General features: G+C 44.8%; 19 protein-coding genes. 6 read left to right on the top strand and 13 right to left on the bottom strand.

Going from position 1 to position 21107, the window contains the following annotated elements:
* Window positions 1-15 precede the first annotated feature (15 nt).
* From KH172YL63_RS04100 to KH172YL63_RS04090, 3 genes are all read left to right on the top strand, one after another.
* Window positions 16-915, top strand: a complete 900-nt coding sequence (locus KH172YL63_RS04100) for a carbohydrate ABC transporter permease (protein ID WP_173104922.1) — start codon at window positions 16-18, stop codon at window positions 913-915.
* 33 nt (window positions 916-948) lie between these two features.
* Window positions 949-1779, top strand: coding sequence for a carbohydrate ABC transporter permease (locus tag KH172YL63_RS04095; protein WP_173104921.1), 831 nt, complete (start codon window positions 949-951; stop codon window positions 1777-1779).
* Between the two features lie 85 nt (window positions 1780-1864).
* Window positions 1865-2857 carry a LacI family DNA-binding transcriptional regulator gene (locus tag KH172YL63_RS04090; protein ID WP_173104920.1) on the top strand — a complete coding sequence of 331 codons (993 nt, stop codon included), beginning with the start codon at window positions 1865-1867 and terminating at the stop codon, window positions 2855-2857.
* 500 nt (window positions 2858-3357) lie between these two features.
* Here the strand turns inward: KH172YL63_RS04090 and KH172YL63_RS04085 are convergent, their stop codons facing one another.
* The 6 genes from KH172YL63_RS04085 to KH172YL63_RS21830 all read right to left on the bottom strand — a co-directional run bounded on the left by KH172YL63_RS04085 (window position 3358) and on the right by KH172YL63_RS21830 (window position 10930).
* Window positions 3358-4188 carry a carbohydrate ABC transporter permease gene (locus tag KH172YL63_RS04085; protein WP_173104919.1) on the bottom strand — a complete coding sequence of 277 codons (831 nt, stop codon included), beginning with the start codon at window positions 4186-4188 and terminating at the stop codon, window positions 3358-3360.
* A gap of 13 nt (window positions 4189-4201) precedes the next feature.
* Window positions 4202-5101: a carbohydrate ABC transporter permease gene (locus KH172YL63_RS04080; RefSeq protein WP_173104918.1), complete on the bottom strand. Its 900-nt coding sequence runs from the start codon at window positions 5099-5101 to the stop codon at window positions 4202-4204.
* Window positions 5102-5255: 154 nt separating this feature from the next.
* Window positions 5256-6509 carry an ABC transporter substrate-binding protein gene (locus KH172YL63_RS04075; RefSeq protein ID WP_173104917.1) on the bottom strand — a complete coding sequence of 418 codons (1254 nt, stop codon included), beginning with the start codon at window positions 6507-6509 and terminating at the stop codon, window positions 5256-5258.
* Window positions 6510-6564: 55 nt separating this feature from the next.
* Window positions 6565-8673 carry an amylo-alpha-1,6-glucosidase gene (locus KH172YL63_RS04070; protein WP_173104916.1) on the bottom strand — a complete coding sequence of 703 codons (2109 nt, stop codon included), beginning with the start codon at window positions 8671-8673 and terminating at the stop codon, window positions 6565-6567.
* Between the two features lie 119 nt (window positions 8674-8792).
* On the bottom strand, window positions 8793-9809 hold the full coding sequence (locus tag KH172YL63_RS04065) for a LacI family DNA-binding transcriptional regulator (RefSeq protein WP_173104915.1): 1017 nt from the start codon (window positions 9807-9809) through the stop codon (window positions 8793-8795).
* A gap of 368 nt (window positions 9810-10177) precedes the next feature.
* Complete coding sequence (locus tag KH172YL63_RS21830) at window positions 10178-10930, bottom strand: methyl-accepting chemotaxis protein (RefSeq protein WP_442858767.1); 753 nt, start codon at window positions 10928-10930, stop codon at window positions 10178-10180.
* A gap of 894 nt (window positions 10931-11824) precedes the next feature.
* Between KH172YL63_RS21830 and KH172YL63_RS04055 the strand changes: the two genes are divergently transcribed.
* Window positions 11825-13063: a M14 family metallopeptidase gene (locus KH172YL63_RS04055; protein ID WP_173104913.1), complete on the top strand. Its 1239-nt coding sequence runs from the start codon at window positions 11825-11827 to the stop codon at window positions 13061-13063.
* Window positions 13064-13539: 476 nt separating this feature from the next.
* On the opposite strand, the gene KH172YL63_RS04050 is transcribed toward KH172YL63_RS04055, so the two are convergent.
* Complete coding sequence (locus KH172YL63_RS04050; RefSeq protein ID WP_173104912.1) at window positions 13540-14982, bottom strand: DEAD/DEAH box helicase; 1443 nt, start codon at window positions 14980-14982, stop codon at window positions 13540-13542.
* Between the two features lie 260 nt (window positions 14983-15242).
* Window positions 15243-15443: a cold-shock protein gene (locus KH172YL63_RS04045; RefSeq protein ID WP_173104911.1), complete on the bottom strand. Its 201-nt coding sequence runs from the start codon at window positions 15441-15443 to the stop codon at window positions 15243-15245.
* 240 nt (window positions 15444-15683) lie between these two features.
* Here KH172YL63_RS04045 and KH172YL63_RS04040 point away from each other — a divergent pair, with 240 nt between their 5' ends.
* Window positions 15684-15896 carry a hypothetical protein gene (locus KH172YL63_RS04040; protein WP_173104910.1) on the top strand — a complete coding sequence of 71 codons (213 nt, stop codon included), beginning with the start codon at window positions 15684-15686 and terminating at the stop codon, window positions 15894-15896.
* 326 nt (window positions 15897-16222) lie between these two features.
* Here KH172YL63_RS04040 and KH172YL63_RS04035 read toward each other — a convergent pair whose 3' ends face one another.
* Both KH172YL63_RS04035 and KH172YL63_RS04030 read right to left on the bottom strand, forming a co-directional pair.
* On the bottom strand, window positions 16223-16372 hold the full coding sequence (locus KH172YL63_RS04035) for a DUF3934 domain-containing protein (RefSeq protein ID WP_173104909.1): 150 nt from the start codon (window positions 16370-16372) through the stop codon (window positions 16223-16225).
* Window positions 16373-16457: 85 nt separating this feature from the next.
* Window positions 16458-17219, bottom strand: a complete 762-nt coding sequence (locus KH172YL63_RS04030) for a MerR family transcriptional regulator (RefSeq protein ID WP_173104908.1) — start codon at window positions 17217-17219, stop codon at window positions 16458-16460.
* A gap of 166 nt (window positions 17220-17385) precedes the next feature.
* Between KH172YL63_RS04030 and rluF the strand changes: the two genes are divergently transcribed.
* On the top strand, window positions 17386-18093 hold the full coding sequence (gene rluF / locus KH172YL63_RS04025; protein ID WP_173104907.1) for a 23S rRNA pseudouridine(2604) synthase RluF: 708 nt from the start codon (window positions 17386-17388) through the stop codon (window positions 18091-18093).
* 113 nt (window positions 18094-18206) lie between these two features.
* Here the strand turns inward: rluF and KH172YL63_RS04020 are convergent, their stop codons facing one another.
* The 3 genes from KH172YL63_RS04020 to KH172YL63_RS04010 form a co-directional block, all read right to left on the bottom strand.
* Window positions 18207-18674 (bottom strand): response regulator, encoded by a 468-nt coding sequence (locus KH172YL63_RS04020; RefSeq protein ID WP_173104906.1) that lies wholly within the window; start codon window positions 18672-18674, stop codon window positions 18207-18209.
* Window positions 18675-18752: 78 nt separating this feature from the next.
* The gene (locus tag KH172YL63_RS04015; RefSeq protein ID WP_173104905.1) at window positions 18753-19784 is read right to left on the bottom strand and encodes a Delta(5) desaturase DesA; all 1032 of its coding nucleotides are present in this window, start codon (window positions 19782-19784) and stop codon (window positions 18753-18755) included.
* Between the two features lie 371 nt (window positions 19785-20155).
* Entirely contained in the window at window positions 20156-21079 is a 924-nt protein-coding gene (locus tag KH172YL63_RS04010) for a TRM11 family SAM-dependent methyltransferase (protein ID WP_173104904.1), read from the bottom strand.
* Window positions 21080-21107 lie beyond the last annotated feature (28 nt).

Below are 21107 nucleotides of genomic sequence, written 5' to 3'. Positions count from 1 at the left end.
GTGAGGTGGGATATTATGAGCAATGGATTCAAAAGAATCACAAACAATACACATCCATATGTGTTTATAGCGCCTGCGGTCATCATTTTAGCAGTCTTCAGTATCATCCCTATTATTGTGGCATTCTTTATCAGCTTTACAGATCTGGATTTAAAAGGTCTTGCCGATTGGTCGAATATCAGCTTTATCGGCCTGGAGAACTATTCAAAACTGATTACGGATGAGCTGTTTCATAAGTCGATCCTGAATACCCTGTTTTACGTAGTGATCGGCGTCCCGCTTGTCATCGTCTTCTCACTGGGGATTGCATTATTGCTGAATTACGGGACAAGTTCCCTCTTCAAGGTATTCAGAAGCGTCTACTACATGCCATCCATTACAAACATCATTGCAGTCGCTGTTGTATGGGGCTTCCTGTATAACACAGAATACGGTTTATTCAACTACATCCTGTCACTCCTTGATGTGGAGAAAATTCCTTGGTTAGGAGAGCCAACGATTGCCAAGTTATCGTTGATTGTTTTAGCTGTATGGAAGGGTATCGGAATTAATATGATCATCTTTCTCGCTGCCTTACAGGGAATCCCGAAGTCATATTATGAAGCCGCTGAAATGGACGGGGCCAATAGATTGCAAGTCTTATTCAACGTGACGATCCCCCTTCTCAGGTACGCGACCTTCTTCGTGACCGTCACGACCTTGATCGGCTGGCTGCAATTCTTCGAAGAGCCCTTTGTCATGACGAACGGCGGACCACTGGACGGAACGATCTCCATGGCCCTCTTCATCTATCAAAAAGGCTTCCAATTCAGTGAATTCGGATATGCCGCGGCTGGTTCCTTTATCTTGTTTATCTTTATCATCTTCATCACACTAGCTCAATTCAAAATCAGAAAATCTGATACAGAATATTAAGTCTGAAAATCTCTTAGTATCGGGGCTGAAACTATGAAAGCAAATATAATGAAACGGCGGATCGAAAAATCAGCGGTTATTCTCTTCATGATCATCGGAGGCGTCATTGTTTCGATTCCATTCATCTGGATGATCTCCAGCTCATTCAAACCTGAAAGTGAAGTACTGCAAATACCGCCTAGCATATTGCCAGAGAACCCTACTCTCGAAAACTATGTCAACCTGTTTGAAAGCATGAACTTCGGTGTCTATCTGCGGAATACGATTATCATCGTCCTGTTCTCATTCCTTGGATTATTCTTTAACGCCATGGCAGGATACGGCTTTGCCAAATTCCATTTCAAAGGGAAGGAAAGAATCTTCTATATCGTTCTTGCGACGATGATGATCCCTGCCCAGGTCACGATGATTCCCGTCTATTTGATTTTGAACGAAATGGGATTGACGAATACGATGGCCGGGATCATTCTGCCTGGACTGGCTGCGGCCTTCAGTATTTTCCTGTTCCGGCAATTCATGACGACGATTCCGACTGACCTCCTCGAAGCAGCGCGCCTGGACGGGGCCGGGGAGTTCTATATCTTCTTCAAATTAATTGTCCCGATCGCAAAGCCGATCTTTGCCGTACAAGGGATCCTGACCTTCATCGGTGCGTGGAACAGTTTCTTGTGGCCATTGATCATCGCCAACGACGAAAGCCTTTATACCCTCTCGGTGGGACTATCCCTCCTTCAGGGACAGTATGGAAATAACTTCGGCCTGCAGATGGCCGGCGCCGCCTTCATGGTCGTGCCGATCATCATCATCTTCTCCTTCTTCCAAAAGTACATTGTTGAAGGCTTTACGATGTCTGGCATCAAATAACGACCGCCACAGTATGATTGACGGCAGCTTGAAGGTATAATGAAAATAATGAGAACTGCGTACGAATATATTAGGATGTGACAAAATGGCAACAATCAAAGATGTAGCAAAGCTGTCCGGTGTCGCCGTTTCCACGGCCTCCTACGCTTTAAATAACAGCACCAAAGTAAGTGAAAAAACGCGAAAGAAAGTATTGGATGCAGCGAAACAATTGAACTACCAGAAAAACGGACTTGCCTCCGATTTGAAGCGGACGAGCACCAATACCATCGCCTTGATACTGAGCGACCTGTCAGGTCCCTATTATTCAGAACTGATCAAGGGCGTCCAGGATGTGACCGCCACCAACGGCTACGACCTCATTGCCTGCAGCTCGATCGGCGGGCCTCAGTCGACCGCCATCAAGTTCTTAAAAGAAAAGCGGGTGGACGGTGTCATCATCCTCGCCCACAATATTTCAGATGAAACCATCCTGGAATCCGTCCGGGAAGGCTTCCCGATCGTCGTATTGGACCGTGACCTGCAACATGAACACGTCTTGCAAGTCGAGGTCGACAATGTCGAAGGTGCATTCATGGCAACCGAACACCTGATTCAAAACGGGCACCGGGATATCGCATATATCAGCGGACCTTATAATTCCCATGACAACGAACTCCGCTTCCAAGGATACAAAAAAGCACTGGAAACCTACGATATCCCCTACCGCTCCAAATGGAAAACGTCAGGGGGATTCACACGGGAAGGCGGCTACAAGGCGACCAAAATGCTCATCGCCCAGCAGGACATCCCACATGCGATCTTCTATGCAAACGACGAAATGGCCATTGGCGGCTTGCAGGCCCTTTCGGAAAAAAACATCCAGGTTCCCGATGATATCTCCATCATCGGCTTCGATGATATCCAGCTGGCCGAATACGTCTCCCCTCCCCTCACCACCATGAGACAGCCAAAATACGAAGCAGGTGCACTCGCCGTCCACCTCATCTTCCAAAAGCTCGCGAAGGAAGAAGTCGACCCATCCTATAAATTGACGACAGAGCTCGTTGTAAGGCAGTCGGTTAAGGATGATAAATAGACATATGAAAGCAAACCTGTGGAGGCAGGTTTGCTTTTTTTTGTTTATGGGGGGGGCTTGTTGCGGGGATTTGGGATGGGATGATTGTTAGGTGATCGTGCTTTGAGATGGGCCTATCTTTGTGAGTTCAGTGTTGCGAGACATGTGATTTTGGAGTTTCGCCGTTAAATTGGTGATTTCGCTCGATAAAATCAGGATTTCGCCGTTATATCGGATTTTTCGCCGTTAAAATAAAAATTTCGCCGATATATGCTGGATTTCGCCGTTAAACGCATCTTCCGCCAGTCATAGCTCCCTCCGAATCCTCTTCAATCGTTCCCGGATCATCTATTTACTCGTTAAGTCACCATATTCCCACTCAATTACACCTTTTCACTGTCAAAAACTCCGTAAAACAAAGGCTTCACCCGGTATAAAATCATGCCGAAAAACAAAGCCGTCCCTCCCGTACGGCATCCCCATAAAAAAACACCTTCCCACATAGAGAAGGCATTTCCATTCTATTTTCCACCCGTAAACGATATCCCTTTGATAAAATACCGATTGAAGAAGGCGTATAAAAGCAGTACCGGCAACGTAAATACCATAGAAGCAGCCATGATGTAATTCCAGTAGCTTACATATTGGCCCTTGAATGTGTTCAATCCGAGGGGCAGCGTGTACATTTCAGTATCGGTCATGACGATGAGCGGGGTCATGAAGTTGTTCCAGAAACCCATGAAAACAAAGATTGCCTGGGCTGCAAGTGCGGGTTTCGCCAATGGCAGCACGACTTTGAAAAAGATACCAAAACGGTTGAGGCCGTCGATTTGCGCAGCTTCTTCAAGTTCTTTCGGGAAGTTGATGAAGAACTGGCGCATCATGAAGATAAACGTGGCATTGATCATTGCCGGCACGATCATTCCTTGGTAGGAGTTCAGCCAGCCGATTTCTTTCAGAATTAAATAGTTCGGGATCATCGTCACTTGTGCAGGAATCATCAGAACAGCAAGGATGATGACAAACAGCGCTTTTTTGCCAGGGAAACTTAATCGTGCCAGTGCGTACCCGGCCATGGAATTGAAGATGATATTCAAGGCCGTTCCAATCACAGCGATAAATAGACTATTGAACAGCCATCTTGGGAACAATTCCTGTTCGATGAAGATTTGTTTGTAGTTATCGAGAGTGAACTGCTTCGGAATGAAATTCATCGTTCCGCTGATGATTTCTTCTAATGTTTTGAAAGAAGATGACAGTGCCCATAAGAAAGGGATAAGCGTCGTAATGGCATACCCGATCAGGACAATATACAGGAGACGTTTACCGAACGTCTTTTTCTTAGATTTCATGCTTCCACCCTCCTTAGTAGAGTGATTCTTCTTTAGAAAATTTCCTTTGGATCAGTGTGGCCACTAGAATGATCAAGGCCAGGGCAAATGCCAGGGCTGCTGCATACCCCATGCTTCCCAATGATTTGAAGGCATACTGATAGATTAATAGGACAACTGTCAAGGTTGAGTTATTCGGTCCGCCTGATCCACCGGAGAAAATATAGGATTGGTCGAACAGCTGAAACGTACCGATGACGCCCATAATCACTACAAAGGAGGTCACCGGACGGAGAAACGGTACGGTCACATAGAAGAATTTCTGGATTGTGTTTGCCCCGTCCAGTTCAGCTGCTTCGTATAAAGAATCGGGAATATCCTGCAGGGCTGCAAGATATATGACCATGAAGAACGGTGCCGTCGCCCAGATGTTCATCAGCATGATTGCATTAAGGGCAATATCGGGATCACCGAGGAAATTATATGTGGGGAGTCCCACCATATCTAACAGGTTATTGATCAACCCTTCTTTGTTATACATCCACATAAATATGAGCGTCAAAACTGCTGAAGAGGTCAGAGTAGGCAAGAAGTAAACGATCCTGAAGAACTTCTCACCTTTTAAACCGGCATTCAATGTGGCTGCGAGTATGAGTGCAAGAAAGGTCTGCGCCGGCACAACAATCAGCACATATTTGGCAGTGTTCTTCAACGCAATGATGGCCCGGTTGTCTTCCATGATCCGGGCAAAGTTCTCGAACGCTACAAAGTCAAAGTTCATCTCACCCAATAGCTGTACTTTATGAAAGGATAAAAAGATTGCATAAAGAATCGGTCCAATAATGAACACCGCTAACACCAGCAGTGTGGGAGACATAAATAAGTAACCTTGTCCTGCATCTTGTAATCTCTTTCTGGAAGATTGTTTGTTCATCCTCATCCCTACCTTCTAACTGTCTGAAATCCTGAGCGATTCTCTGTATTCTTTCTGCCGAGGTCCACGTGCCGGGACCTCAAAAGAAAGAATACAGCCAATGGTAACTTTGTACCTGACACCTTTTCTCGTGTCAGGTACAAAGTTGACTACATTATTGCACTTCGCTATTCGCTTGCTCCTGTGCTTCTTTCAATGCTTCATCCAACGGTCGGTCACCGAGGAATGCCGCTATGAATTGGTTATTGAAATTGTTCATGATGATCGGAAGATTTTTCCCTTCTGACCACACCGTTGCATATGGTGCACCGGCGACAAGTGCACCGCGCAGTTCATCCTGATCGTATCCTAACTTTTCAGCAACCGATTTGCGGGTTGGCAGGGCAAAGCCTTTAGATGTCCATGTTTCCATCCCTTCTTTCCCTGTCAGATAAGAAATCAGCTCCCATGACGCTTCTTTCTTCTCAGAAGCAGCATTCATCACATATCCAACTGTATAAGCCATTGTCCCTTTCTTCCCATTAACGGTAGGCAATTCAGCCGTGCCGTATTCGATTTCCGGGAATGTGTCCTTCAAGAATGGAATCGCCCAGTTTCCTTCAATGACCATGGCAGCTTTCCCTTGCCCAAACATTTCGCCTCCCCAGTTCGCACCCACTTCTGATGCCTGTGCAGAGGTTTTATCTTTGTTGTGCTGATCGACAATCGGCTGAAGGGCCTCAACGACTTTATCTGAAGCAAAGTTTGCCTGATCATCTTTCACGACTTCTCCGCCGGCAGCTTGTGCGATGTGGTAAAGACGGGCAAGCTCCGGAGCGACACCAAATCCATACACCCCGTCTTTCGTCAACGCTTTAGACACTTCGCGTAGCTCATCCCATGTGGCAGGGACCTCTACGCCTGCTTCTTCAAACATTTTTTTATTGTAGAATAAAGCCAGGGTTGAGTAATCTTTAGGGAAGCCATATGTCTTTCCATCAACCTGAAAGGCTTCAAGCATCGGTTTCTCGAAGTCGTCAACATCAAAGTCTTCTGCCACATAATCATCCAGTGGTTCTACTACACCAGTATCTATCAGGGCAGGTGCTTCCAGTGCATCCAGATAAAAAACGTCAGGACCTTCGCCGCCGATGAGCCTCGTTTTCAAAACATCCATATACTGCTCTGAAATGACTTCATGCTTGACATGGATATTTGGATGCTTCTCTTCAAAGTCAGCAAGCGTCTGTTTTAGCAATTTTTGCTCAGAAGGGTTTCCACCCCATCCGGCAAGCGTGACCTCCACTTTTTCGTCATTGCCGCCATCTCCTGAACTCGCCTTTTCATCTGATCCACCGCATCCTGCCAAAACGGTCCCCACCAGCATCGTCGTAATGCCCAAACTCGCCATCCACTTCTTTTTCGCCATCTTCATACAACCCCTTTAGATTTATTTACATTGGAAATAAGTTTTCCAAATGTGACTACACCGTTTCTTTTTCTTTTACAATGCGATAACCAGTGGAGTTCTCCAGAATGTTCGTCTCCACTTTTTCCCCATGCCGGGTCAACGACAGTGACAGCACCCCTTCACCGATCGTGATGTTATGGACAGTCAGGGTGTCCATTTCATCCAGCAAGGTCGGATTCAAGTGAATTTCTTTTGCCAGGCTGTCAGGGAAAAGCCCGAGTAGTGATTGAATAAACACAAGCGGGGTACCGGCTGCCCAGGCTTGAGGAGAACATGCGACCGGATACTTGACGACTTTCCCAATCGCAGCATCATACCCGCAGAACAATTCGGGCAGGCGGTCATATTCGAAGTGACGGGAAGCATCGATCAGACCGCTCATCACTTTCCCCGCTTCCCTGGTAAATCCTAATTTGCTTAAACCGAGAAGTGTCATGCTATTATCATGGGGCCAGATACTCCCGTCGTGATAACTCATCGGATTATAGCCTGCCTCGCCTTTCCCCATTGTACGGATGCCATACCCCGAAAACATGCGATCATCCGTCAGTGTCTGACTCACTTTCTTCGCCCGTTCATCAGACATCATGCCTGAATATAATACATGCCCGGGATTCGATGTGATCGTGCCGACTTTTTCTTTCTTCTGATCTAGTGCAATCGCATAGAATTCGCAATCCTCCATCCAAAACTCCTGCTCAAATCGTTCTTGGAGCCTTTTTGCCTCACCCTCTAATCTTGAAGACTTTTCTCTGTCTCCAATTGCACCATAGAGGGAAGCAAGGTCCATTTTCGCTTGATAGACATAGCCTTGTACTTCCACGAGAGCGATCGGAGTGTCTGCGTAATCACCGTTACGATGCACGATGGAATCCCCAGAATCCTTCCATCCCTGATTGGCAATTCCCTTAGACGATTCCTGATGATACTCTACGAATAAATCCCCATCACGGTCGCCGTATTGATCAATCCACTGGAGCGCTCTATCCACATGATCTTCTAATTTATGGAATGTATCCAAGTCACCCGTCCATTTCACATATTCAGTTAAAAGGACAAGGAATAATGGAGTGGCATCTATGGTTCCATAGTAAGGTGTAAACGGGATTTGATTTGTATTCGCCAATTCCCCGTACCTGATTTCGTGCATGATCTTGCCTGGCTGTTCGTCCCTCCAGGGATCTACCTTCGTCCCCTGCTGACTGGCCATGGTGAACAGTGTTCCTTTTGCAACTTCAGGCTGGAAGGCAATCATTTGCAGTGCAGCGATCAGACTATCCCTTCCAAACGGGACACCGAACCACGGCAAGCCGGCTACCGGGAATTTGCCGTATCCCATATCAGTCAACAATACCCTGAGATCCGATAACCCTCTATCCACCAGCCGTTGAAGCGGTTGATAATCTGTTTCAACCTTGGTTAAACCAGTCGACCATTCTTTATAGGAAGCTTTCAATTTCTGCAGAGCCTCATCGACAGGTAAAATATCATCCCTGCCCGCTCCATTTTCAATCGGCATAATCATCAACGTGATACTCTTTTCTTCCCCATGTTGCAGCTCGACCTGGAAGGTAATCTCTCCGTTTTCATTTACCGTCTTTTCATCGGTATCCCACTGGATGTGTGTCGACCGGTCAATCCCGTCAGCTCCTTCATAAAGGAATGTCAGCGACCTCCCTTTCACTTTCTGACCAGTCCTCTTTCCAACCTTCCCTGTTTGGAAACCGCGGACGATGAACATATCGTTAAAGTCTGCATCGACTATAATGTTCAGATCAAAGCGAACTGGTTTTGGATAGTAGTTCTTCGCTGTCATCGTTTCATATAGGACATCATCATATATAAAACGCTTACGCTCAATTTCCACAGACTCCCGCCAAAGAATGAGTTCACCATCCTCTTCCTGATGAGGATTTGTTGATAGAATCGTAGACATATAGTTCTCTGACCCATCCGAGTGCAAAAGAATAGGCTTATCCTGGTTGATGCGGACATTCAATTTACTCAGGTACCTCGTATCATTCTTATATAATCCAAGTCCGTAGCTGTGTTCTGATAAAATATCCCCCTGTTCATCAGTAAGAAGAAATAAGTTATTTTCTTTAATCACCCTGTAGTTCATCCGCTGATCCTCCTGCCATTCTTTTTCCGAAACGTTTTGGAAAACTGTCAAAAAATTCCAAAACGTTTCGGATTCTTTTAAAAATAAAAGTTGGCTAACATTTGTCAATCCACCAACCTTTATTTCTCTATATGTTTCGTGCTTTCTCTTTCAATCAACTGCGTTTCCAATATCATCCTGTGGGATTTAGGAGCGTTTGATAATAAGTCCAGTAATAATCTCGCTCCTTCAAAGCCGAGCGCAAACTTATTTTGCTGAATCGTGGTGAGTGCCGGGCTTACATAGGAAGCCAGCAAGATATCATCATAACCGATGACCGACAGCTGATCTGGAATGTGTAAATTCATCTCTTTGGCTGCACTCATCGCACCAATCGCCATAAGATCACTCGCACAAAATAAGGCCGTAATCTCTGGATGGGCAGAGAGCAAAGCCCGTGCTTCATCTTTGCCGCTTTCTTCTGTGAACTCTCCATTCACAATGTAGTCAGGATTTATCACCAACTGTGCTTCCCTTAACGCTTTTTTAAACCCTTCCAGACGCTGCTGGCTGACAAAGGCATATTCATGACCATTGATCATGCCAATCTTGGTATGACCATTCCGGATTAAATGCTCGACCGCCCTTTCTGCCCCCATTGCATTATCCGTCGTCACATGACTGACATTCTCAGATTCTAGAGGAATATCAATCAACACACATGGGATATCGCTTTCAACCACCTCTTGTAAATAAGGATCATCCGTTCTGATCCCTTGAATGATCACCCCATCCACCCTGCGCTCTTTACAAAGCTGAGTGTACGTCTTTTCCCGCTGCTTGGATGAATTTGTGTTGAACAACACGAGGTCATAATCAGAACCGGAAAGGAAATCATTAATCCCCGCCATCACCTCTACGATGAAATTATCCTTCACACTTTCCTTCGTGAATCCGGAAACCAGCAGACCAATCGTTTTGGACCTCTTCATCACCAGGCTCCGGGCAATCGAATTCGGACTATAATTCAAGTCTTTTGCCACCTGGCTGATCTTCTTCCTTGTGTCTTCATTTACATCAGAATAACCATTCAATGCCCTTGACACCGTCGTAACGGATACACCGGCAACTCTTGCAATATCTTTAATCGTTGTCAACTTGCACATCTCCCAAAACGTTTCGGATTTCCTTAAAAAGAATGATACAACAAGTTGAAAACGATTACAACATTATATTCAGAAAACTTTAATTGTAGGATTGCGGAAGGGGCGAGTTGCTTAGATAAGAGGCCCTTTCTTTTGTTCGCGAGACGGGGTTTATGAAATTTGCGTTTCGCCGTTAAATCTGTGATTTCGCTGGATAAAATCAGGATTTCGCCGTTATATGCTGCGTTTCGCCGATAAATGAACTTCCACCTCCATTACTCTCTTTAAACAGTCGATCCCCATGCGCTATTCCCAGCCCAATCCTCGTGTGAAAATCCACGAAAAAACAGCGAATCCACATCGATCCGCTGTTTTTCTCATCAAAAAGATTTTTCACTTGTCACTTTCAGCTCATTTAAGTGCTCTGCCCTCTGGTGGACGTTTTCCACTGTGGCTCCGATTTCCTGGAATGTCGCTGATACCTGCTCGATGGCTGAGGCGATTTCAGAAATGTTTTGATCGTTGGTCATATGTTTGTATTTCAGTGTGGACATTGATTCTGTCAATCTCTTGCTGTCTGTGGATAAAGACTCGATGGAAGAAATAATGCCGAACAGTTTCGTTTTCATTCCATCTTGCAAGCTGGTCAGTTCGTCAAAATGACCGGTCGTTTCCTCGATGGCCGATACGTTGTCGTCAATGACGTGATCGGTATTCTCTAATGTGCGTAACACTTCGTTTTTAGAATCCATCACGTCTTTTAATAGGTCCTGTATAAGGGAAGAAGAACGGCTCGATTCTTCGGCGAGCTTCCGGACTTCGCCTGCTACAACGGCAAAGCCTTTTCCTTGCTCCCCTGCCCTTGCCGCTTCAATTGCAGCGTTGAGTGCAAGCAGGTTCGTTTGTTCGGCGATTTGATAGATGGAAGCTAAGACCATGCTGATTTCATTGATTTTTTGATCCAGGGTCTGGACGGTTTCTTTGCTTTTGGATGAAGAGTCCTTTACCCGTTCGATTTGTTTGATTGACTGGGATAAGGCTTTCTTGCTCGTGTCAGCTACACTGATCACCTTTGACGTATAAGTTTCGACGATACTTGCCTCTTGAGCTGTTTCATCCAGCTTTTGAATCATATTTTGGACATTGTGATCCGTTTCATGGATGGTTTCCCTAAACAGATGACTATCATGATTGATCTGCTGAACGGATGCATCCACTTGTTGGACGGCAGATGTTGAGCCGGAGATATTGAGGTTCAGATCTGACACATTATCCCGCAGTTGGCTCGATGCATTTTCCACACTCGAAAGGATCGCCTTCACTTCCTTTGTCAGCATTTCACTTTGCTTCAGCATATCATTCGAACGCTTCGTGCTGTTCATAAAGATGACCCCGATGAACGTGAATTGCAGTCCATAGTATACAGAAGTCATGATTGAACGATACAGGCTCGATTCGATGACCATCGGCTCGGCAAACCATAAGTGCATGAACTGGGCAAGCACCAATAATGGAATCGTCCAGAAGAATGTCAGCTTGATCAGTTTGTAATCTGCATATAGAGCCCCGATCCCGAGGGGAATCAGCCAGACAAAGGGAACGTTCACCCAAGAATCAGTATGAAGAATAAACGCAAAGATAAGCAGTGAGAACGTCGACATTGATTTAAATTTATCTTTCGCTTCTGACCATTTGTAGTATAGGACAGGTAACAGAAAGAATAAGAATAAACTGTTATATAAGAAAAAGATGACGGTTAAATCCGGAACACCATATAATGCAATTTGCAAAATATTGTTGGCGAGCATTAACAAGGCTGCAATTGTGAATAACTTGTACAAAATTCGGTTCACATTCTGTTCATTTTGCAACTGCAAAGAAGATTCCACTACAAAAGACCTCCAATAATAGATAATTTTGGTATATATTATTCTAATACATCGCAAGACAATTATCGACATAAACTTTATAACTTTCGATGTATTACGATAATACTAGAGACCAGAATTTTAGAGGGGGAATGAATTGTGAAAAAACCGCTTCGTTTTTTAATGATTGCGGGAATCATAGGCGTATTGATTGAATGGGTGATCCCTTATTCTCTCTTACAACTCGCAAAGCCGGACAAAGAGGATGAAACGGGCTATTATATTGGAAGTTACGAAGAATCAAAGAACCGTTTTTCCACATATGAAGAAGAGCTCAGGAAAATTTGGAAAGATACCCGTTCGAACGAATACCCAGTTGGGGACACAGGGCTCGCCATCGACGTCCTGACTAGTGAAGCCAATCAAGAAAAAGAGAATTTACTTATCTTCACAACCGGCGTTCACGGGATAGAGGGCTATGTTGGTTCCGCCATGCTGGACGTTTTTAAAAACGAATATGTTCAAAGCATTGATCCTGATACAACAGGAGTCATTTTCGTCCACTCTGTAAACCCATGGGGAATGAAAAACGAAAGGAGATATAACGAAGAAAATGTCGACCTGAACCGTAACTTCATTGAAGACTGGGACGAATTCAACCTTGCTTCCAACAAAGACTATATTGACCTGGCAGACTTCTTTCAAAGGGATGAAAAATACGGGAACATGACACTTGAAGAGATCGGATTCTACTCAAGTGTGGGCTATACCGCTTTAAGCTCAGGAACGGACAAAATTGAACAGGCGTTATTAACCGGTCAATACTCTCATCCTGAAGGGGTTTACTATGGAGGCGCCCAGGATGAACCGAGTACCATCATCTTAAAAGGCTTATACGAAGACTGGCTCAAGAGCGACTATGAAAACATTGTCCATATCGACCTCCATACCGGTTATGGTCCGAAATATCAAATGAGCATCTTCAGTTCAAGCAATGAAACGATGACGGAAAAAGAAGCTGAAAAAGCGTTTCAATATCCGCTCGTCTTCACACCAGAGTCGGAAGGCTTCTATGTCACCAAAGGAGATAATACAGAATACTTCCATCAGCTTGCTAAAAAGGTTGCCCCGGAAAAACAAGCCTACTCGACGACTTTTGAATTCGGGACACTCGGGGACGGCACTCTCGCGGGAATCCAGTCCCTCCACAATACAATTGATGAAAATCAAGTGTACTGGAATGGCTCTAGCAGAAACATCTCTGAACAAATCGTCCATGAGCGATATAAAGAAATGTTCTACCCATCAGAAGCGAAATGGAGAAAGAAAGCGGTTGAAGACTTCAGGGCCGCTGTCGAAGGCGTGTTGGGGAATAAAGGGATACTGCATACGAATTGATGACAGGTAATTTGAATGGCCCTGAACTGGATAAGTTCAGGGTCTTCTGCGTGTGTTTAGGTAGTTCTTTGCTGGGGGCTGTTTGATTCATGCGACCCTTTTGTAAGGGCAGGGGTGTGAGAAATTTGCGTTTCGCCGTTAAATTAGTGATTTCGCTCGATAAAATCAGGAAATCGCCGTTATATCGGATTTTTCGCCGTTAAAATGAAAATTTCGCCGTTATATGCTGGATTTCGTCGTTAATTGAACCTCACGCCATTATAGCCACCATACAGATCACTTCATTCTCATCACTCCTTACAAAATTCATCAACATCCCACTAAATTCCACCTTTCCACTGCCAAAACCTCCCTCAAAACAATCTCTCCACACCATTTCAAACATCCCCCACCAGCAAAGCCGTCACTCTCACCCACAACACCAACCCCAATAAAAAAACACCTTCCCTAAAAAGAGAAGGCATTTCCCAAAAACATTATTTCCTCGCTTCATGAACTTTCAACAATTTCCCCTTCACGGTGGTGTGTTTCATCTCCTCGAGGACGATGGGTCCTTTGCTGTTGAGGATTTCTACGTATGAAAGGTTTTGCTCGATCGTGATGATGCCGATGTCTTCTGCTGTCACTCCGTCTATTTTCGCGATGGTCCCGACGAAATCGACGGCGCGGATTTTCTTTTTCTTTCCACCATTGAAGTAGAGCTTCATGATGTCCCGGTTCAGGTTTTCACTTTTATCTGCTTTGAAATCAGGTTCTTCGTCCAATTTCCTCTCAAAGTCAGCTTTCGCATCGGATACTGCTTCTGCAGACGGTGCTTCAATCATCGGTATTTCAAATCCGATATACGCTTCGATTTCTGCAAGGAATTTTTCTTCGTATGGTGTGCAGAAAGTGATGGCTTTCCCTGCCTGTCCGGCACGACCGGTTCTTCCGGTCCGGTGGACATAGCTTTCCTTTTCCATCGGGATATCGTAGTTGATGACGTGTGTGATGTTTTCAATATCGATGCCCCGTGCTGCCACATCGGTTGCCACCAGGTAGCGGAAGTCTCCCCGCTTGAAGTCGTCCATCACTTCAAAGCGTGCTTCCTGAATCATGCCGCCATGAATCTTATCCACAGGATATCCGGAACGGTCCAGCTCTTCGCATAAGGTGTCTACATTTTCCTTCGTTCTGCAAAAAATGATGCAGCTGTCAGGGTTCTCAACCGTCGTTACGTCCTTCAACAAAGCAAGCTTATCTTCCTCTCTCGCTTGTATCAGCGAGTGGTCGATTTTCTCGGTTGTGATACCTTTCGCTTTGATTTCAATATGGACAGGTGCCTTCATATATTTGTGACAAAGTGCTTCCACATCTTCAGGCAGGGTCGCAGAGAATGTCAATGTCACCCGGTCTGTCGGTAGTTCCTCGATGATTGACTCTACCTGATCGATAAAGCCCATATTCAGCATCTCATCTGCTTCGTCAATGATCAGATACTCAACCTTATCAAGAGGGAATGTCCCTTTTTCGATGTGGTCCAGAACTCGTCCAGGCGTCCCAACCACAACATGATTCTTCTGCTTCAGCTCAAGCTTTTGGCGATGGAACGGAGATTTCCCGTACACGGCGGCTGCTTTGATCCGCTTGAATCTTCCGATGTTCGTGATGTCTTCTTTCACCTGTACCGCAAGCTCACGTGTGGGTGTCAGTACAAGTGCCTGGGGTTTATTCTCCTCCCATGACACAAGCTCACAGATCGGGATGCCGAAAGATGCCGTCTTCCCGCTTCCCGTCTGTGAACGGACCACAAGATCGTTCTTCTCAAGTGCAAGTGGAATCACCTTTGACTGCACTTCTGTCGGCGTATCATAGCCAAGTCCTGAAAGTGCCCTCACAATGTCCTTGCTTAATGGATAATCCTTAAATGTCTCATTCATATCGTTACCCTCATTTATTTTCATTTTCAAAGAAAGTTCTCTATAAACATACCATCAACACATTCTTTTTCAAAAATAATGACGTCATTTCTCTCAGAATGTGGTATTCTTTAATTAACCATTTAATTTTGTAACATATTATCTCCGGGGCCGACGTATAAAGTCGGTCCTTTTTTTATATCCAAAAGCTTAGGCGCCTCGCCCAGCCCCCGACAACAAAAAAAGGACCCTCAAAGAGAGCCCTTCCTTTTATAAAGCTATTACGCTTTAACTACGTTAGTCGCTTGAAGTCCACGTTGACCTTGCTCAGTGTCAAATGTAACTTTTTGACCTTCGTCTAAAGATTTGAATCCTTCGCCTTGGATAGCTGAGAAATGTACGAATACATCGTCTCCACCTTCGATTTCGATGAATCCGAATCCTTTTTCTGCGTTAAACCATTTTACTGTACCTTCTTGCATGTGTGTTTCCTCCTGTGTGGACCCGTGTCCACGATTTATTACTATCGTTGCTCAATTAGATATCAAAGGTGAAAAGTTGAAAACTTATTCTTTCCTTACAGACCGAACAAAAATAATTCTTTTTTAGAATAACAGAAATGACGAGAAAAAGCAAATCTAATTCGTCAATTGATTATTAATCCTCAAAAAAAGGTTATGGACCATGTTTTGTCGAAAGTAAGAAGCAAAGGGGTTGACCCAATGAATAAGATGGGATTATTAAAAAGTCTGAATCTGGCAAACCGGGGGAATCTCTTTTCAATCGATATTCCGAAGGCATCAAAAGAAGAAGGAGTAGAGATCGAAACGATGGCACAAGAATTAGTAGACGATGGAAAGATTAAAATCAGGGAATGTACCCAAAAGGAATCTTCCGTTTACCTTCATGGAATTATAAAGTATGCAAGAAAGTAATGGTGCCACGCTCACGGCACCATTTTTTTTATAAGCCGCAAGAGATAATCTCCTCTATTAAAGCTTTTACGCTGTTACAACATTTGCGTCCTAAGCTCCATTAACCTCGCTCAGTGTCAGCAGAAACTTTTGATATCGAAACCAAAACCATTATACTGTTCTTCTTGCATGTTTGTTTCCTTCTCAGTGGGAGCGTATCCACGATATATTACTATCAATCCTCAGTGTGAAAAATTGAGAAGCTTTCTTTTCTACTGACCGAACAAGCGTAATGGGTGGCCAGAATAAAGAAGTCCGTCCCCCAAACGGGAAACGGACTCCGATGTTTAATTATCTTCCTGCTTGCTTCCGTGCTTTACGCCTTTGCTTGTGTAGGGCTTGTTGCTTTTCTTTTTGTTGGCGCCTGCCTTCCAGCGGTTCCAGCCTTTTTTCCCTGTTCCTTGGCCAACGCCGCTTTTCTTCTTCGGTTTACTCATACTTCCACTCCATTTATGTTTTGACTCGATCTTTCAATTGCATCCTATTATCTTAACATTTTTAGGAGTGGGAGAGAATGACTAATTATTGGGGACCTGTATAAATGTGAATCGCATCCCTCAGAAAGGCCGCCATCCCGTCCTGCTCCCGGTCATAATATGATTTGAACCGCTCATCGTCCACATACATCTGGGCAAGCCCGGCATGTGCTTCTTTGCTATAATGTCCCCAGTAGAATGTGATCCATTCTTTATGGAGAGCTGCTGCTTTTTGTGCACTTTCACTTCCCGGGTCCCCGGTTTGGAAAGCTTCTTCAAGCGTCCGTTTGATTTCCGCTTCGAGCTTCTTGACCTTTTCATAGTCTTCCTGAGACATATTCATGACTTTGGCGTTTGATTCGTCAACCGCCTTGTCACCATATTTCTCCCTGGCTTCTTTTCCGTATTTCCGCTCGTTTTCATCGATCATGTTCTGTTTGAACCCCTCAAATTTTTCTTTGTCGCTCATACTGATTTCTCCTCCCTTTGCCCGGATGGTTTTATCGACATTTTCAATCAATAGATCAAGCTGGGCCCGCCTGTCGAGTAATGTTTGCCTATGCTCCTGTAAAGCTTTATCTGCATCAAATGCGGGGTCATCGAGAATGGCCTTGATGTCATCAAGCCCAACGCCCATTTCTTTGTAAAAGAGGATCTGCTGCAGACGGTCTACCTCTTTCTTTCCGTAAAGCCGGTAACCTGATGAATTGACCCGTGCCGGCTTCAACAGTTCTATTTCATCATAGTATCTCAGTGTCCGCGTGCTCACGCCTGCGATTTCACCTAATTTCTTTACGGTGTATTCCATGATTTCACCTCCTGGTAACTCATACTTTACACGTTGCCGCTGCGTTAAAGTAAAGGGGGGATTTCAACTTTTTCTCATTGTAGGTTTGCTATCAGCATTCCCTTGAAAATCATGAGCCAGTCCGATATTCTAAGTATAGTCATTAAGAGATTAAGGTTGTGTTCAAATGAGAATCAATAAATATATTAGCGAAGCTGGAAAAGCATCGAGACGTGGTGCAGATAAACTGATCACAGAAGGCCGGGTTACGATCAACGGGAAGATTGCCAAAATCGGCGACCAGGTGAACCCGGGAGATGACGTCCTTGTAAGTGGAGCGCCTGTAAGGGTTGCCCGCAACAATGTGTACATCGCATTGAATAAACCGGTTGGAATTACGAGTACAACGGAAAAAGGCGTGAAAGGGAATATTATCGATCTCGTCAATCATCCGCTCAGGATTTTCAACATCGGACGATTGGATAAAGAATCGGACGGCTTGATCCTGCTTACGAACGACGGGGATATTGTCAATGAGATCCTCCGCGCCGAGAATCAGCATGAGAAAGAATATGTCGTGACCGTCGACCGCCCGATCTCTGAGGATTTCTTAAAGCAGATGTCAGAAGGCGTGAAGATCCTTGGTACGAAGACACTTCCGTGTAAAGTGGAACAGGTGTCTAAATATGTGTTTCAAATCACGTTGACACAAGGATTGAACCGTCAGATCCGCCGCATGTGTGAAGTGCTCGGCTACGAAGTATATCGCCTGCAGCGCACACGCATCATGAATATCCAACTTGGAAATCTTCCTGTCGGACAATGGCGCGATCTTTCCAAGAAAGAAAAGAATAGATTATTCCAGGATCTGAATTACGAACCGAAAGAATGGTAAGCGAAAGGCGGGGCCCTCATGAAGGGTCCCGCCTTTCTGTTTATATGATCCCTGCATCTTCTCAAAACAAAAAAAGTCTGATCTCTCCTATCGGATCAGACTTCACTTATCCCTTACACTGCTCTATGTTTCATCTTATCCATCATCATCGATAAATAATTTTTCTTCGTTCCCTGGTCGTGGGGGATCTCGAACGACACAGGGTTCTTCTCAACCAGATCAGGGGAATAAACCTGTTGCCCCTCCATCATCCTGCGAATGGATTTCGTCAGTTCCTCGCTTGGACTATCCTTTAACAGGTATCCACTTGCCCCAGCCTGCTGCACCTGTTCCAAATATCCCTCCCTGTCGAATGTCGTGAACACAAGTAAGTGACAATCTGCGCCTTGTAGAGGTCCGTCCCTCAAGAGGTCGTTGATATCGAGGATGAAAATATCCGGCTTGAGGTGCTGTATGAGCTGAAGGGCGTGCTGCCTGTTTTGGGCGACTCCGACTACTTCTATGTCTTCTTCGAGGTTGAGTAAGGAGCCGATTGTCTCTAATAATGATTCTTTGTCTTCAGCTATTACAATGCGGATCATTATGTTTCTCACCTTTTCTTTGGATATGAAGTAAAGACTCCCCTTATATGATACGTCCATAAGGGGAGCCGGGTTGATTTATAGTTCAGGTTTGGCTTCAGCCCTAATCGCTGCCTTTGATTTGGCTGTAGAATTGATGCCTCTAAAGCTTACAAACGTTTTGTTATCTTCATCCCAAAGTTTAAAGCGTAGTGATTTCAAGCTTGTTGCCAGTGAGATGGTCGGCACGTTTTGCAGAGGCTCAGTATTTTTATGTGCTTCTTCAAGTTTATAGTTCGGCACTCTCGGACTTAAATGGTGAACATGGTGGTAGCCTATATTACCAGTCAGGAACTGCATGATCTTCGGAAGCTTGTAGAACGAGCTTCCTTCCACAGCTGCCAGTACATATTGCCATTCTTTGTCTTCTTCGAAATACGAGTCTTCAAACGTATGTTGCACATAGAATAACCAAATACCGATGGAGCCGGAAATCATGAAGATTGATCCCTGTACAAGAAGGAATTCCTGCCATCCAAGAGCCACACATAGAAGTGCGATAAGCGTCACGATGATCACATTTACTAAATAGGTGTTCATTTTTTCTTTCTTTCGTGCATTCTTTCGATTGAATCGATTCTTAAGAAGGAATACATAGATCGGTCCTAATATAAACATAACGAACGGATTGCGATAAAAGCGATACGCTAAACGAGTTCTGATAGGTGCCGCTATATACTCTTCAACGGTCAATGTCCAAATATCACCTGTTCCACGTTTATCCAGGTTACCACTTGTTGCGTGATGAACCGCATGGTCATGTCCCCATTGATCAAACGGGAACAGCGTCAGCACACCCATTGCCGTTCCGACTGTCCGGTTCGCTCGGCGGCTTTTAAAGAAAGAATAATGGGTGCAGTCATGAAAGATGATAAAGATCCTCGTCAGAAATCCTGCCGCGATCACGATTGGAATGAGCGCAAGCCAGTACGAAACCGAAAGGCTCTGATAAGCAAGGAACCATAGAAGAAAAAATGGCCCAAGCGTATTGATGAGCTGCCAAATACTTTCTTTCATTGTCGATTTTTCATAAGGTGCCACTTCTTTTTTCAACGTTTTTATATTTGTCATGTCATAATTCCCTTCATTAAGAGCGTTGAATTCATTATAGGGTAATGAAATTCCCATTGTTAGTAGTAGGTGTCATGTGCAGGACATGACAAATGTCATAAGGGATTTATTGGCATCTGTTTTTCAAGGTCAGAACCCTTGAGAACGCTTGCTTTTCTCTTTTTTCACCAGGCCAAGGATTGCTCTTATTATTTTAAAGAAATAGAAATTTATTCTTTTTTTGACGTGAAATAAAACGTTCATACAGATCCTTGATTCAGCTTCGCACATTCGTCCTGCTCTCAACAAAATAAAAAATCCGAACACATCCGATTTTCTAAAAAGAAAGTCGAATGTTCATCCGGATTTTGAAACACTATATGACCTGACCGCTACTCACACACCAGCACCTGACGCACAAATCGTCCCTTGCTCACTTCACAGCGGTCGATAATATCAAAGCCTGCTTTCAGTACATTTGCATCGACGTCCTCTAATGTCACAATCACAACTTTCTTCGCAAATCCCCTTGCACTGCGCAGCATCTGCAGTTGTTCTTCGTCGGTGATGACGGAACACAGATTATATGGAAGATCGATGACGGCAACATCATAGCTGCCTGTCACGTCATTGATATCCTTTAAAGACACTTCCCCTTCCAGCCCGAAATGAGCGATATTTTCCTTCACTCCGTCGAGGATCAGTGGGTTCCGGTCACTGCCGACGATATCAATGCCCATGGACAGGGCTTCAACGAGGACCGTCCCGATTCCGCAGCACGGATCAATCATCTTGATCCCTTCCGTTTCAGGTGCCGCGATATTGACCACCGCCCGTGCCACACGTGTGCCGAGAGCAGTTGAATAACTGTGGGGCTTTTTCACATGATGCAGCCAGACCGCTTCATTTTTCACATAATAGCCGAACACCCAGCGGTCTTCCGTCACGGCAACACCATACCAGATGGCGGGATCGACAAGCTCTGCTTCCCCTTTCAGGTGAAGGCCCACTTCCTTTTCAATCTTCCGCAGCTTTTTGAAACCGACCCGTTCCTCATCCGGATTTTGAACAAAGACGACTTTGAATCCATCGACTGACTCTAATTCATGAATATGTTCCAGCAGTTCTTCAAAGGTGCTTCCCTCGCATACAATCTCAAGCCTTTCCCGGATAAAAGGGCTCCTGCTTGGGTCGATGTCCACCGGGCTTTCGAGAATGGAAGATTGAGAGCTCTCCCCGAACAGCATCCGCCTTTCCAAAGCACATAGTGATTCTTCATTTGGTTCCCATGAATACGTATATAAATAGTTTTTCATTTCTATTATGATCAACTCCGTGTTGTGT

Source organism: Bacillus sp. KH172YL63 (genome assembly GCF_011398925.1).
Taxonomy (GTDB): Bacteria; Bacillota; Bacilli; order Bacillales; family Bacillaceae_B; genus Rossellomorea.
This window is presented reverse-complemented; position numbering and strand designations above follow the sequence as displayed.